Below are 13,312 nucleotides of genomic sequence, written 5' to 3' on the forward strand. Positions count from 1 at the left end.
CGGCCATAGGCCGTGCGGCCCATGGATTCGGCGAAGATGGTGTAGGCGCGGTCGTCCTTCGGCTCCACAATGACGTCGAAGGTCTCGGCCACCGCGATGCGGAACTCGTCGACGACGACCGGCTGCACCTCGTTGCCGTCGGCCTGCACCACTGTCATCTCCAGGCCGGGAATGCGGATGTCGAAATAGGTCATCGCCGAGGAGTTGATGAAGCGGAGCCGAACCCGTTCGCCGGGCGAGAACAGGCCTGTCCAGTTCTGCGCCGGTCCCTTGCCGTTGATCAGCGGCGTGAAGCCCTGCAGATCCTCGATGTCCGTCGGCATCATCCGCATGTCGCCCCAGGCCTTGCGGTCGCTCAGGGCCGCACCGAAGCCCTTGTCCTCGGCATCGCCCAGGAAGTCGAACAGCGTCCGCTGTTTCCGGTTGTAGTAGTCCGGCATCATCTTGAGATTGCGCATGATGCGGTTGCCCGAATGGGGGTGCGCATCGGCGAGCTGGACGACGTACTCCCGGTCCCAGGCGTAGGGCTCGGGCTCCTTCGGCTCGATGACGATGGCGCCGTAGGCGCCGTCAGGTTCCTGGAAGCCCGTGTGGCTGTGGAACCAGTAGGTGCCACTCTGCACGATGGGAAAGCGATAGGTGAAAGTCTCGCCGGCCGGAATGCCGGGATAGCTGATACCCGGCACGCCGTCCTGCTGGTAGGGCAGGATCAGCCCGTGCCAGTGGATCGAGGTGCTTTCGGTGAGGTTGTTGGTGACTCTGATGGTCACGTCCTCGCCCTCCCTGAACCGGAGGACAGGCCCGGGGCTGGCCCCGTTGAAACCGACACCCGTGCGGGTGAAATCTCCGGTGTCGATCCCGACCCGGTCGACGGTGATCTCGTACTCGCCCGCCGAGACGGCGCCGGCGCCGGCGCCCAGGACGAGCGTTGCCGCGGCGAGCGCGATTGCGAAATTGCGCATGTGTTGTGTTCCCTGTTTCGGATGAAGAGCGATCATTGGTGCAGCCGGATCGGGCCCTTCATGCCGGATTCGTAATGCCCGGGTACATTGCAGGCGAATTCCAGTTCGGCGTCCGTGTCGAAGGTCCAGACGACCTCACCGCTCTCGCCCGGCTCCAGCAGGATGCTGTTGGCGTGATCGTGGCGCATGCCGTGCTCGCCCATCTTGTCGTGATGGATCCTGTCCGCGCCCAGCACGCCCTTCTGCATCATCTCCATCATCTCGGCCTGATGGGACGAATGCATGGCCGCGGTGGCGATGTTGAACTCGTGAACCAGTTCGCCCTTGTTAGTGACCACGAAGCGGACAGTCTGGCCCTCCTCGATCACCAGCTTCTCCGGCTCGAAACTGTTGTCGAGCATGGTGATCTCGACCGTGCGTTCGGCATTCGCCGGGTCGCCGGCGTGACCGATCGAGCGGCGTTCACCTTTGCCATGCTCCCCGTGACCGTGGCCGGCTTCGGCCTTCTCTTGCTTGTGGCCGTGCCCCCCGTCGTGGCTTCCAGCGGCCAGCGCTGCGTGCCCGCCAGCCGCCAGGGCCGCGGCAGAAAGAAGGGTCATGGCGAGGCCACGAAGATTTCGAATGGATTTCATTGTCGTCTCTCCTGAACGCGCGCCGCCGTTCGCGCTGATGCGGCGCGTCGATTGATCGGTCCGGCCGCCGGATGGCCGGCGGCATTCGAGGGCTCAGGAGAGCGGTCTGGGCGGGGGCGGCATGGGCCGCGACGCGAGTCCGTCGACAAGCGCGTCGACGGCGCCGTCATGGCGCGCCGCCTTCGGCGTCCGAACGGACACCGGTTCCGGCAGGGCGAGGCTGGCGCAGAAGCCGTGGTCGCACGGCGTGGCGACCGAACAGCCAACGCGGTCATGGTCATCGACCGCGGACGGGACAGCACCGTCGCCGTGGCGATGATAGACATGGCCGTCGTCATGGTTCATGTGGCCTGTCCCCAGGGCGAACGCGCCCAGCGGCGCCAGCAGCCCGATCAGCATCGCCAGGATGAGCAGACGGCGAAAATCGGCGGCGGGGAACTTCATGACGAATCCAATTCAGACCGGCGGGCCGCCGGAATCAAGTCAATGACGCGTGAAACGGGGGACACCGCTATTCAATCCCGTTGGCGCGCTGGAGTTCGCGGACATAGGCGATGATCTGCGCGAGTTCCTGATCGCTGACGCCGGGTATCGGCGCCATGTCGCCGAAGTTCCAGTGATGCTGGCGTACGCCCTGCCGGACGGCGCGGACGAAGGCCCCGTCGCCATGGTGTGAGGGCTCGTAGATCCGGTGGACCAGCGGCGGGCCGCCCGGGCCCCCGGCCGCATTGGCGCCGTGGCAGACGACGCAGCTCCGCTTGAACACCGCTGCGCCGGCTTCGGCCTCGGCTGACAGATCCGGTACGTCAACGGCCACCTGCGCGCCGCCGCCGGAATCGGGACTCTGGCCGAGCCACCAGATGCCGGCCAGGGTCGCCGCGATCACCGCGGCCGCAAAGGCAAGAGAAACCAGTCTCATGTCGATTCCGGATACTGCTTTGGAAGATGCAGTCTCATCCCTCCCGCAGGGGGAAGGTCAAGCCGGCGGCCGCGCGGCCGCCGGCCGGGACCTCAGTTGCTGTTCTGGGAGACCGACTTCTTCCGCTTGCCGCCGCCGGACCTCTTCGATTTCCCGGGCTTCTCGGGCGCGGCCTCCAGGTCGAAGGCGAGCTTGCCCTCGGCCAGCCGCACCTTCACATGCCCGCCCTTCTTCAGCTTGCCGAAGAGCAGCTCCTCCGCCAGCGGCTGCTTGATGGATTCCTGGATCACCCGGGCCAGCGGCCGGGCGCCGAACTCCACCGTGTAGCCTCGGTCGGCGAGCCAGCTCCGTGCGGCGTCGGTCAGGGAGATGGTGACGTTGCGGTCGATGAGCTGGCCCTCGAGCTGCAGGACGAACTTGTCGACCACGCGGGCCACCACTTCCGGTCCCAGCGGCGCGAAGGCGATCACGGCGTCGAGGCGGTTGCGGAACTCCGGCGTGAAGATCTTCTTGATCGCCTCGGAATCCTCGTCTTCCTTCAGCCCGCGGCCGAAACCGATGGCCTGCTTCTGCATCTCGGCGGCGCCGGCGTTCGTGGTCATGATCAGGATGACGTTACGGAAGTCGATCTTCTTGCCGTTGTGATCGGTCAGCTTGCCGTGGTCCATCACCTGCAGCAGCAGGTTGAAGACATCCGGATGAGCCTTCTCGATCTCGTCGAGCAGCAGGATCGAATGCGGATGCTGGTCGATCGCGTCGGTCAGCAGGCCGCCCTGATCGAAACCGACATAGCCCGGCGGCGCGCCGATCAGACGGCTGACTGTGTGACGCTCCATGTATTCCGACATGTCGAAGCGATGGAGTTCCAGCCCCATGGTTTCGGCCAGCTGCCGCGCGGCCTCTGTCTTGCCGACGCCGGTCGGGCCCGAGAACAGGTAGCTGCCGATCGGCTTTTCCGGTTCGCGGAGACCGGCGCGGGCCAGCTTGACCGCCGAGGCCAGCGCCTCGACCGCCGAGTCCTGGCCGAACACCGCCTGCTTGAGGTCGGATTCCAGGTTGGCCAGCGTGCTCTCGTCCTTCTTGGTGACGGACTTCGGCGGGATGCGGGCCATCTTGGCGATGACCGCTTCCACGTCCTTCACGCCCAGCACCTTCCTGCGGCGGTTGTTCGGCTTCAGCATCTCGGCCGCGCCCACCTCGTCGATGACGTCGATGGCCTTGTCGGGCAGCTTGCGGTCATGGATGTAGCGGGCCGACAGTTCGACCGCCGTCTTCAGCGCATCATGGGTGTAACGGACGTTGTGGTGTTCCTCGTAGTACGGCTTCAGACCGGTAAGGATCTTGATGGCGTCGTCCACCGTCGGCTCGTTGACGTCGATCTTCTGGAACCGGCGCAGCAGCGCACGGTCCTTCTCGAAATAGCCGCGGTATTCCTTGTAGGTCGTCGAGCCGATGCAGCGGATCGTGCCCGAAGCCAGCGCCGGCTTCAGCAGGTTGGACGCATCCATGGCGCCGCCGGAGGTCGCTCCGGCGCCGATGATGGTATGGATCTCGTCGATGAACAGGATCGCGCCGTCATAGTCCTCGACCTCACGGATGACGGCCTTCAGCCGCTCCTCGAAATCGCCGCGATAGCGCGTGCCGGCCAGCAGTGCGCCCATGTCGAGGGCGAAGATCGTGGCCTCCTTCAGCACCTCGGGGACGTCGCCCTCGACGATGCGCCGCGCCAGGCCTTCGGCGATGGCGGTCTTGCCGACACCCGGTTCGCCCACGTAGAGCGGGTTGTTCTTGGAGCGCCGGCAGAGGATCTGGATCGTGCGCTCGATCTCCAGAGCGCGCCCGATCAGCGGATCGATCTTGCCCGAACGCGCCTTCTCGTTGAGGTCGACGCAATAGGCGGAGAGCGCTTCGGTCTCGGGCCGGCCGTCTTCGGCCTCCTCGGTCTCGCCAGGCTCCTCGCTCTCTTCGCCTTCGACGGCCTCCTCGTCCGCGCCGCGGACCGGGCGCGCGGCGTTCATGCCAGGCGCCTTGGCGATTCCGTGGCTGATATAGCTGACGGCGTCGAGACGGGTCATGTCCTGGCGCTGCAGGAAGTAGGCGGCGTGGCTTTCACGCTCGGCGAATATCGCGACCAGAATGTTGGCGCCCGTCACCTCCTCGCGGCCCGACGACTGCACATGGATCAGCGCCCGCTGGACCACACGCTGGAAACTCAACGTCGGCTTGGCCTCGTCTTCGAAATCCTGCACCAGATCGCTGAGCTGGGTGTCGACGAAGTCGGTCAGGTCGCGTCCCAACGCGGCCACGTCGACATTGCAGGCGCGCAGCACCGCCAGAGCGTCCTGGTCCTCGGTCAGACTGAGCAGCAGATGCTCGAGCGTCGCGTATTCGTGCCGCCGCTCTCCGGCCAGCCGGAGCGCGCGGCGCAGGGTGTCTTCGAGATTTTTGGACAGTGAGGGCAAGCCTATTCAGCCTTTTCTAGTGTGCATTGCAGGGGGTGCTGATTCTCCCGCGCCAGGTTGATGACCTGGGTGACCTTGGTCTCGGCGACCTCGTAGGGGTAGACGCCGCAGACGCCCACTCCCTTCTGGTGTACGTGCAGCATGATCTGCGTCGCCGCTTCCTGATCCTTGTTGAAATAGCGCTGCAGGACGTAGACGACAAATTCCATCGGTGTGTAATCGTCGTTCAGCATCAGCACGCGCCAGAGCGACGGCTTCTTGGTCTTCGGCTTCGCCTTTGTGACGACGCCCGTCTCGCTGTCGTTATCGATACGTTTGTCGGCCATGGTGTCCAGATGGTAGCAGCAAGCTCGGAAGGGAAGATTAACGGAGAATCGTCGCGGGACGAAAGCGTCTCGTGGACCCGATCGTCCAACGCCTCGGGCAAATATAGGTATTGATCGCACCATCACATAGACCCGACCGCCTCAACCCGGTAAGGTATTGACGAATCGCTTCGAATCGGCCCGCAGGCAGAGGTAGCCAGATGACCCTCGAGAGATTCGCCCGACTCGGCCCGCAGATGCTGGCGCCCCTCCTTCTGGCGGCGGCGCTGGTTCTCGTCGGCCTGTCCGGGCCAGCGCACGCAAAGCGCCAGTACACCGGCATCGTGGTGGACGCCGCGACCGGTCAGGTGCTCTACGACTACAGGCCCGATACGCTCATCTATCCGGCCTCGCTGACCAAGCTGATGACGCTCTATCTGACATTCGAGGCGCTGCGGGACGGCCGCCTCGGCATGGAACAGCGTCTGCCTGTATCGCAACGCGCCGCGGGCATGCCCGCCTCCAAGCTGGGTCTGAAACGGGGCGGGTCGATCAAGGTGCGCGATGCCATCCTTTCGCTGATCGTCAAGTCGGCCAACGACGCCGCGGTCGTGCTGGCGGAGTCCATGGCGAAGACCGAAATCCTGTTCGCCCGCGAGATGACCGAAAAGGCGCAGGAACTGGGTATGATCCGCACCAGCTTCCGCAACGCCAACGGCCTGCCCAACCGTCACCAGAAATCCACTGCCCGCGACATCTCGACCCTGGCGCTGGCGCTGATCCGCGACTTCCCCGAGTATTATGATCTGTTCGCGACCCGGAAATTCACCTGGGAAGGCCGCACCTACACCTCGACCAACAAGCTGCTGAACGGCTATCCGGGGGTCGACGGCCTCAAGACCGGTTACATCAATGCGTCCGGCTTCAACCTGGCAGCCTCCTCGGTGCGTTATGGGCGCCGGCTCGTTGCCGTGGTAATCGGCGGCAAGACCGGCGCTCGGCGCAACCGGCAGATGAAGAAGATTCTCGGCATCGGTTTCCAGCGGGCGCTCGAGCGGGAAAAGGCGCGCCAGCTCGTCGCCATGCCGCTGCCCCCGGGCCGGCCCGGAACGGGCGCGCCGTCCTCGGCGCTTGCCGGCATCGACCTTTCCGTCGTCTCCAGCGCCCACGCGGCGGTACCGCCGCCCCCGGCGCGGCGCGCCGACAACGCCCCTTACGGCGTCCAGGTGGGCGCTTTCAGTTCCCAGAAGCGGGCGACCGCGGGCGCGCGCCTCGCCGTTTCCGCCGCGCCGACCTATTTGCAGAACCGGCCAGTGGCGATCGAATCGATTCCCGATACTGCCCGCTCCATCTACCGGGCGCGGATCCTGGAACTGACCCGGGACGAGGCTCAGGAAACCTGCCAAACCCTCAAGAGCCAGCGCCTCGACTGTCTGGTGGTGAAGGTTTCCGCCGGGGGCTGACGCCACTCTCAGGCGGCCGCGAACGCCGCCGCGATTTCCGCGCCGAGACGGGCGTTGGCGATCGCCAGCGCGCGGTTGATCCGTGTCGTTTCGCCCTCCGAAAGCGTGTCCAGCCGGCGCAGCAGCCATGGCGTCAGGCCCGCGCCGCTGACCCCGGCGGCCGCGGCCTCTGCGCCCGCCCTGGCAATCCAGCCGTCCAGCCGCTCCCGGGCGATGGCGAACTCCGCCGGCGGCGGATTGGCGATCAGCACCGCCGACGGCGCCTCGACCCTACGCTGAGCGCGCAGCAGGGCTGCAGCCTCCGCCGGGCTGTCGACGCGGTGGCGGAGCGCGAGGCCGCTGTCGGCGGTGTGGAAAGCCGGAAAGATGTCGGTCCCATAGCCAGCGAGGGCCACCCCTTCGGTTTCCAGCACCTCAAGCGTGGCCGGCAGATCAAGGATGGACTTCGCGCCCGAGGCGACGATCAGCACACAGGTCCGGCCCAGCGCGGGCAGGTCGGCCGAGATGTCGGGCGCATCATCGCCGGTGCGGGGATGCACCCCTCCGATTCCGCCCGTGGCAAAGACGTCGATGCCCGCCCTGCGCGCCAGATGGGCCGTGGCCGAGACGGTCGTGGCGCCGTCCCTGGCCGCCGCGATCGCCGCCGCCACATCGCCGAGCGCGCATTTGGCGACGCCGCCGCCGGCCAGGCGTTCCATCTCGGCGGGCGCGAGACCGATCCGGACCTCGCCGTCGAGGATGGCGATCGTCGCCGGCGCGGCCCCGGCCGCGCGCACGGCGTCTTCCATCTCCCGCGCCAGTTCGAGGTTGTCCGGCCACGGAAAGCCATGGGCGATGATCGTGGATTCCAGCGCCACCACTGGCGCGCCGCAGGCTTTGGCCTCAGCCACTTCCGGCGCTAGTCTCACCCCTCCGCTCCCCCCTGTCCGGTCCAGACCGCCGGACAAGACCACGGTCCGGTCCCGCCATGCAACGACGAACGCGCCAGCAACTCCGCATCTCGCTCCTCATTGTCGCCATCGCCGCCGGCCTCGGCGCGGTGTTCGGTCTCGCCATCGCCGGCGCCGGCGATGGCGATGGAGAGACGCGCGCCTACGCCCGCGCCGCGCTGCGCGGCGTCTGGACCGGCGGACTCATTGCCGGGCTGCTGACCGCCTGGGAATACATCTACGTCAATCGCCCCGCAGGCCTGTGGGTCCGGCGGCTGACATTCCTCGGCAATGTGGGCGTACGTTCGCTGATCTACCTCGCCGCCATCATGCTGAGTATCTGGTCGGGGGCGACGGTGTTTTCGATCGAAGGCGCCGACCCTTTCGGCTGGAACGCCCAGACGGTCATCCAGGTGGGCTTCTCGGTCCTGTTCAGCATCGGGGTGAACTTCGCCATGGCGATCAACGGCCTGCTGGGCCAGGCGGTGTTCCTGAACTTCCTGACCGGCCGCTATCACCGCCCCGTGGTGGAGAACCGGGTGCTGCTGTTCGCCGATCTCGTCGGCTCGACTGCGATCGCCGAACGCATTGGCGACCTCGGCTTCCACGGCTTTCTGAACGACGTCTACCGCGATCTGTCCGCACCGGTGATCGAACTGGGCGGCGTCATTCACAAGTATGTCGGCGACGAGATGATCGTATCCTGGCCCGACACGGCAGCGGGCCGGAGCCGCGCGTTGCAATGCGGGATTGAATTTCACGCGCTACTGGCCGCGGCGGAAGCGCGCTACAAGAATACCCACGGAGCGGCGCCGGCGCTGCGCATCGGTATCCACGCCGGGCCGGTGGTGATCGGAGAGATGGGCGATGTCCGTCAGGAGATCGTCTTCCTCGGCGACGCCATGAACACGGCCTCGCGGCTGGTCGACATGTGCCGTACACTCGGCCGGCCGCTGCTGGTCAGCGAGGCCCTGCGCGACGCGGAGCCCAGCGAAGACGGCCCTGCCCTTGAACCCATGGGGGAGACCGGGGTACGGGGAAAAACAAGACCGGTCGCCGTCTACGCGCCGGCGCCATAGGTTGCAGCGGATCCGGGGAGGATCGGACGTGTCAGGACGGGCGGCGGTCGACAGCGAGCGGCCGGGATCGGGCTACTGGATCAGGATCGTCGCGACGGTATTCCTGCCCTTCGCCAGCGGCTATTTCCTCTCCTATCTCTACCGCGCCCTGCCCTCGCTGATCGGCGACCGCATACGCGAGGAACTGGTGCTCGACGCCGGCGTGCTCGGCCTGGTGGGCGCAGCGTATTTCCTCGCCTTCGGCCTGGCGCAGCTGCCCGTCGGCATGGCCCTCGACCGCTACGGCCCCCGGCGGGTGCAGACGGTGCTGCTGCTGATCGCCGGCGCGGGCGCGGTTATCTTCGGCCTGGGCACGAACCCGGAGACGCTGATCGTCGGCCGGGCGCTGATCGGCCTCGGCTGCGCCGCCGGCCTGATGGGCTCGTTCAAGGCAATCACGCTGTGGTTTCCGCAGAACCGCTGGCCGCTGGTCAACGGCTGCCTGCTGGGCATGGGCGGCCTCGGCGCGCTTATGGCGACGACGCCGGTGGAGCACCTGCTTACCTTCATCTCCTGGCACGACCTGTTCTTCTGGATCGCGGGCGCGTCCGCCGCCTCCTCGCTGCTGATCTTCACCGTGGTCCCGGAGAAGCCGGGCAGCGCCAATCCCATTCCCGCCAGCGAACTGCTGGGCAGCCTGAAGCGGGTCTATTCCAGCCGCGCCTACTGGCGCATCGCGCCGATGGCGGTGATGACCATGGCGACCGGCATGGCGATCCACAACCAGTGGGCCGGCCTGTGGCTGAAGGACGTGGCGCTGTTCGACCAGGCGACGGTGGCGATCTATCTGCAGACGCTGGGCATCGCCCTGACGGCCGGATTCGTGCTGGGCGGCGTGGTCGCCGACGTGCTGGGCCGATACGGCATCCCGCTGCACGCCATCATGGCCGGCGGCGTCTCCGTGCTGATCTTCTCGCAGATATCGATCGCGCTGGGCTGGGACCCTTCGGGCCACTGGCCATGGATCCTGCTGGGCCTCAGCTCCAACATGTCGGCGCTGGCCTTCCCCTGGCTCTGCGGTCAGTTTCCGCTCAACCTGGCCGGCCGGGTGAACTCTGCGCTCAACGTCTTCGTCTTCCTGGGCGTCTTCGCCATCGCCTCGGGCCTGGGCTGGATCATCGACCGGTTCCCGCTGACCGAGGCCGGCGGCTACGCCCGCGAAGGTTACGAGACGGGACTTCTCATCATCATCGCCGTGGAAACACTGGCGTTCATCTGGTTCCTGGTACCGGGAGGAAAGAAGAAGAATGCAGGATCTGAAGAGTAAGGCCGCCATCGTCACGGGTTCGGCGACCGGCGTCGGTGCGGCGACCGCGAAGCTGCTGGCCGCGCAGGGCTGCAACGTCGTCGTCAACTACACCAAGTCCAAGGCCGAGGCCGAGGAGACCATGGAGGCGTGCCGCGCCGAGGGCGTGAAGTCGATCGCCGTGCAGGCCAATGTCGCCGAGGACGACGACTGCAGGAAACTGGTCGACGCCTGCATCGGCGAGTTCGGCCGCCTCGATCACCTGGTCAACAATGCCGGGACCACGAAGTTCGTTGCCCATTCGGACCTCGATGGTCTGGACGCCGACGATTTCCGCTGGATCTACTCGGTCAACGTCGTCGGCCCCTACCAGATGATCAAGCACGCCGCGCCGCACATGCGCAAGAACGGCGGCAGCGTCACCAACGTCTCCTCCATTGCCGGCGTCACCGGCCTCGGCTCCTGCGTGGCCTATGCCGCCTCCAAGGGCGCGCTGAACACCATGACGCTGTCGCTGGCCCGCGCGCTGGGTCCGGAGATCCGCGTCAACGCCATCTGCCCGGGGATGATTCAGGGCAAGTGGCTGCGCGAGGGCATGGGCGAGGACCGCTATGACGGCTTCCTGCAGCACCAGCTGAAGACCAACCCGCTGCAGAAGGTCTCGACGCCGGAAGACAATGCCCGCGCGATCCTGATGTTCATCCAGGGTTCCGACCTGATCACCGGCGAGACGCTGCTGGTCGACGGCGGCTACCATCTGGGCTTCGCGCCCACCGTCGCGCGGTAATCCTCGACGACAGGTCGATGACTGGCGCCCCCGCCGCGTGCCGGGGGTCCGGTCGGCCGCCGCGCCGGCACGGTCGGAGCAGGATGCCCTGCTGAACCAGATGCCCGCACAAGCCTGCCCCTGACACTGTTCGGGGGGGCGGGCATGACATGAGGGATGGGGCCCTCCCCGCCACTTGACGCTCCGGCTGCGGCGACCTAACTCCATGCGGCTTCCGGAACTTTCGAGTAGAATTAGCCCATGGCCCTCTTGCCCATCATCACCGCGCCCGACCCGCGTCTGCGGGTGAAGTCCGAGCCCGTCGGGACCGTCGACGACGATCTCCGCCGGCTGATGGACGACATGCTGGAGACCATGTACGACGCCCCCGGCGTGGGCCTTTCGGCCATCCAGGTGGGCGTGCCGAAGCGGGTCATGGTGGTGGACTGCGCGGCGGACGACGCGGCGCCGGAGCCGATCCACCTGGTCAATCCGGTGATCCGGGAGGCGTCGCCCGACATGCGCGCCTACGAGGAAGGCTGTCTGTCGCTGCCCGAGCAGTACGCCGAGGTGGAGCGCCACGACCGCATCACCGTCGACTATCTCGACCGCGAGGGCCGGCCGCAGACGCTGGAGGCCGACGGGCTGCTGTCGACCTGCATCCAGCACGAGCTGGACCATTTCGACGGCGTGCTCTTCGTCGACCACATCTCGGCGCTGAAGCGATCCATGATCATGAAGCGGCTGAAGAAGGCGAAGAAGCTGAAGGCTGCGGGGTGACCGCCGCACTCCGCATCGTCTTCATGGGCACCCCGGACTTCGCGGTGCCCGCGCTCCGCGCGCTGCACGCGGCCGGCCACGAGATCGCCGCGGTCTATTCCCAGCCGCCGCGCGCCGCGGGCCGCAGGGGGCGGAAGACGATTCCCGGCCCGGTCCACGCCGCCGCCGAGGCGCTGGGGCTGAAGGTTCTGACCCCGGTGTCGCTGAAGAAGCCGGAAGCGCAGGCGGAATTCGCGGCGCACGAGGCGGACGTCGCCGTGGTCGCCGCCTACGGCCTCATCCTGCCGCAGGCGATTCTCGACGCGCCGCGGCTCGGCTGTTTCAACATCCACGCCTCGCTGCTGCCGCGCTGGCGCGGCGCGGCGCCGATCCACCGCGCGGTCATGGCTGGCGACGAAAAGACCGGCGTCACCATCATGCAGATGGACGCCGGCCTGGACACCGGCGACATGGCGCTGAAGGCGGAAACAGCCATCGGCCCGCGCGACACCACCCAGAGCCTGCACGATCGCCTGGGGGAGATGGGCGCGGCGCTTATCGTCGACGCGCTGCGGCGGCTGATCGAAGGCACTCTGGAACTGACGCCCCAGCCCGAAGATGGCGTGACCTACGCCGGCAAGATCGATAAGGCGGAGGCGCATATCGACTGGACCCGGCCGGTCGCGGAAATCGACCGGCTGATCCGCGGCCTCGCCCCCTTCCCCGGGGCGTGGTTCGAGCACGAGGGCGAGCGGATCAAGGTTCACATGGCGACGCCTGCCGCCGGCGCCGCCGAGGTCGCGCCGGGCGTGGTGGTCGACGAAGAACTCACTGTGCAGTGCGGCGACGGGCTGATCCGGCTGGAGGTGCTGCAGCGCGCCGGCGGCAAACCGATGGATGCGGCCACCTTCCAGCGCGGCCGCGCGATCCCCGCCGGCGCAGTGCTGGACTGATGCCGCGCTACCGCCTGGTGCTGGAATATGACGGCGCCGGATTCGTCGGCTGGCAGCGCCAGACAAACGGCCTCGCGGTCCAGCAGGTGATCGAGGAAGGCATCCACGCCTTCACCGGGGAAACAGTGACGGCGATCGCCGCGGGCCGGACGGACTCCGGCGTCCATGCGCTGGCCATGACGGTCCATGCCGATATCGCCCGGGAGATGCCGGCGTCCAGGATCCGCGACGCGCTGGCCCATCACGTCCGCCCGCACCCGGTGACCGTGCTCTCGGTCGAGGCCGTCCGAGACGGTTTCAGCGCCCGTTTCGACTGCGTGAAGCGCCATTATCTCTATCGCATCCTGAACCGCGCCGCCGTCCCGGCGCTGGACCGGGGCCGCGTCTGGCACCTATCCCAGCCGCTCGACGTCGCCGCGATGAACGCCGCGGCGGCGCATCTTCTCGGGCATCATGATTTCGAAAGCTTCCGCTCCGCCCACTGCCAGGCCGAGACGGCGGTGAAGACGCTCGACACGCTGGAGGTGGCGCGGGAAGGCGAGGAAGTGCGGATCGCCTGCTCGGCGCGGTCGTTCCTGCACAACCAGGTCCGCATCATGGCCGGCACACTGGTGGAAGTGGGCAAGGGTCGCTGGACGCCGGCCGACGTCAAGGCCGCGCTCGATGCCCGCGACCGCATCGCCGCCGGCCCCACCGCACCGGCGCACGGGCTCTATTTCGCCAGGGCAGAATATCCGCCGCGGTAGCCGCCCTGCGCGCCGACGTCATTGCCCGGTTCAGCCGGGCAATCCATCGACC

General features: G+C 67.2%; 14 protein-coding genes. 7 read left to right on the forward strand and 7 right to left on the reverse strand.

Going from position 1 to position 13,312, the window contains the following annotated elements; genetic code table 11:
* From CWC60_RS04820 to clpS, 6 genes are all read right to left on the reverse strand, one after another.
* On the reverse strand, nucleotides 1-962 hold a 962-nt coding region (locus tag CWC60_RS04820; RefSeq protein WP_164516301.1), incomplete at its 3' end, for a multicopper oxidase domain-containing protein.
* Between the two features lie 32 nt (nucleotides 963-994).
* Nucleotides 995-1,594, reverse strand: a complete 600-nt coding sequence (locus CWC60_RS04825; RefSeq protein WP_206419770.1) for a cupredoxin domain-containing protein — start codon at nucleotides 1,592-1,594, stop codon at nucleotides 995-997.
* Nucleotides 1,595-1,687: 93 nt separating this feature from the next.
* On the reverse strand, nucleotides 1,688-2,038 hold the full coding sequence (locus CWC60_RS04830; RefSeq protein ID WP_109792867.1) for a hypothetical protein: 351 nt from the start codon (nucleotides 2,036-2,038) through the stop codon (nucleotides 1,688-1,690).
* A 67-nt stretch (nucleotides 2,039-2,105) separates the two neighbouring features.
* Nucleotides 2,106-2,513 (reverse strand): c-type cytochrome, encoded by a 408-nt coding sequence (locus CWC60_RS04835; RefSeq protein ID WP_109792868.1) that lies wholly within the window; start codon nucleotides 2,511-2,513, stop codon nucleotides 2,106-2,108.
* Between the two features lie 92 nt (nucleotides 2,514-2,605).
* The gene (gene clpA, locus CWC60_RS04840; RefSeq protein WP_109792869.1) at nucleotides 2,606-4,975 is read right to left on the reverse strand and encodes an ATP-dependent Clp protease ATP-binding subunit ClpA; all 2,370 of its coding nucleotides are present in this window, start codon (nucleotides 4,973-4,975) and stop codon (nucleotides 2,606-2,608) included.
* A 2-nt stretch (nucleotides 4,976-4,977) separates the two neighbouring features.
* A complete protein-coding gene (gene clpS, locus CWC60_RS04845; RefSeq protein ID WP_109792870.1) occupies nucleotides 4,978-5,301 on the reverse strand; it encodes an ATP-dependent Clp protease adapter ClpS in 324 nt (107 codons plus the stop codon).
* 200 nt (nucleotides 5,302-5,501) lie between these two features.
* Here clpS and CWC60_RS04850 point away from each other — a divergent pair, with 200 nt between their 5' ends.
* A complete protein-coding gene (locus CWC60_RS04850; RefSeq protein ID WP_109792871.1) occupies nucleotides 5,502-6,743 on the forward strand; it encodes a D-alanyl-D-alanine carboxypeptidase in 1,242 nt (413 codons plus the stop codon).
* An 8-nt stretch (nucleotides 6,744-6,751) separates the two neighbouring features.
* Here CWC60_RS04850 and CWC60_RS04855 read toward each other — a convergent pair whose 3' ends face one another.
* Nucleotides 6,752-7,633: a pseudouridine-5'-phosphate glycosidase gene (locus CWC60_RS04855; RefSeq protein WP_206419771.1), complete on the reverse strand. Its 882-nt coding sequence runs from the start codon at nucleotides 7,631-7,633 to the stop codon at nucleotides 6,752-6,754.
* A 77-nt stretch (nucleotides 7,634-7,710) separates the two neighbouring features.
* On the opposite strand from CWC60_RS04855, the gene CWC60_RS04860 reads away from it, so the two are divergent.
* The 6 genes from CWC60_RS04860 (at nucleotide 7,711) to truA (ending at nucleotide 13,260) form a co-directional block, all read left to right on the forward strand.
* Nucleotides 7,711-8,751: an adenylate/guanylate cyclase domain-containing protein gene (locus tag CWC60_RS04860; RefSeq protein ID WP_109792873.1), complete on the forward strand. Its 1,041-nt coding sequence runs from the start codon at nucleotides 7,711-7,713 to the stop codon at nucleotides 8,749-8,751.
* 28 nt (nucleotides 8,752-8,779) lie between these two features.
* A complete protein-coding gene (locus tag CWC60_RS04865) occupies nucleotides 8,780-10,057 on the forward strand; it encodes an MFS transporter (RefSeq protein ID WP_164516370.1) in 1,278 nt (425 codons plus the stop codon).
* Nucleotides 10,038-10,823, forward strand: coding sequence for an SDR family NAD(P)-dependent oxidoreductase (locus CWC60_RS04870; protein WP_109793001.1), 786 nt, complete (start codon nucleotides 10,038-10,040; stop codon nucleotides 10,821-10,823). Before CWC60_RS04865 ends, CWC60_RS04870 begins: the two co-directional genes overlap by 20 nt.
* Nucleotides 10,824-11,063: 240 nt before the next feature.
* Nucleotides 11,064-11,582 (forward strand): peptide deformylase, encoded by a 519-nt coding sequence (gene def / locus CWC60_RS04875; RefSeq protein WP_109792875.1) that lies wholly within the window; start codon nucleotides 11,064-11,066, stop codon nucleotides 11,580-11,582.
* Nucleotides 11,583-11,605: 23 nt separating this feature from the next.
* Complete coding sequence (gene fmt, locus CWC60_RS04880) at nucleotides 11,606-12,514, forward strand: methionyl-tRNA formyltransferase (protein WP_109793002.1); 909 nt, start codon at nucleotides 11,606-11,608, stop codon at nucleotides 12,512-12,514.
* The gene (gene truA, locus CWC60_RS04885; protein ID WP_109792876.1) at nucleotides 12,514-13,260 is read left to right on the forward strand and encodes a tRNA pseudouridine(38-40) synthase TruA; all 747 of its coding nucleotides are present in this window, start codon (nucleotides 12,514-12,516) and stop codon (nucleotides 13,258-13,260) included. The genes fmt and truA overlap by 1 nt, the downstream gene beginning before the upstream one ends.
* Nucleotides 13,261-13,312: the final 52 nt, after the last annotated feature.

Origin of the sequence: Minwuia thermotolerans (assembly GCF_002924445.1) — a bacterium.
Lineage (GTDB): Bacteria > Pseudomonadota > Alphaproteobacteria > Minwuiales > Minwuiaceae > Minwuia > Minwuia thermotolerans.

Excerpts from the sequence above, each read along its gene's own strand:
- CWC60_RS04825 (WP_206419770.1), bottom strand. The coding sequence starts at position 1,594 with ATGAAATCCATTCGAAATCTTCGTGGCCTCGCCATGACCCTTCTTTCT.
- CWC60_RS04830 (WP_109792867.1), bottom strand. The coding sequence starts at position 2,038 with ATGAAGTTCCCCGCCGCCGATTTTCGCCGTCTGCTCATCCTGGCGATG.
- CWC60_RS04835 (WP_109792868.1), bottom strand. The coding sequence starts at position 2,513 with ATGAGACTGGTTTCTCTTGCCTTTGCGGCCGCGGTGATCGCGGCGACC.
- clpS (WP_109792870.1), bottom strand. The coding sequence starts at position 5,301 with ATGGCCGACAAACGTATCGATAACGACAGCGAGACGGGCGTCGTCACA.
- CWC60_RS04850 (WP_109792871.1), top strand. The coding sequence starts at position 5,502 with ATGACCCTCGAGAGATTCGCCCGACTCGGCCCGCAGATGCTGGCGCCC.
- CWC60_RS04860 (WP_109792873.1), top strand. The coding sequence starts at position 7,711 with ATGCAACGACGAACGCGCCAGCAACTCCGCATCTCGCTCCTCATTGTC.
- CWC60_RS04870 (WP_109793001.1), top strand. The coding sequence starts at position 10,038 with ATGCAGGATCTGAAGAGTAAGGCCGCCATCGTCACGGGTTCGGCGACC.
- def (WP_109792875.1), top strand. The coding sequence starts at position 11,064 with ATGGCCCTCTTGCCCATCATCACCGCGCCCGACCCGCGTCTGCGGGTG.
- fmt (WP_109793002.1), top strand. The coding sequence starts at position 11,606 with ATGGGCACCCCGGACTTCGCGGTGCCCGCGCTCCGCGCGCTGCACGCG.
- truA (WP_109792876.1), top strand. The coding sequence starts at position 12,514 with ATGCCGCGCTACCGCCTGGTGCTGGAATATGACGGCGCCGGATTCGTC.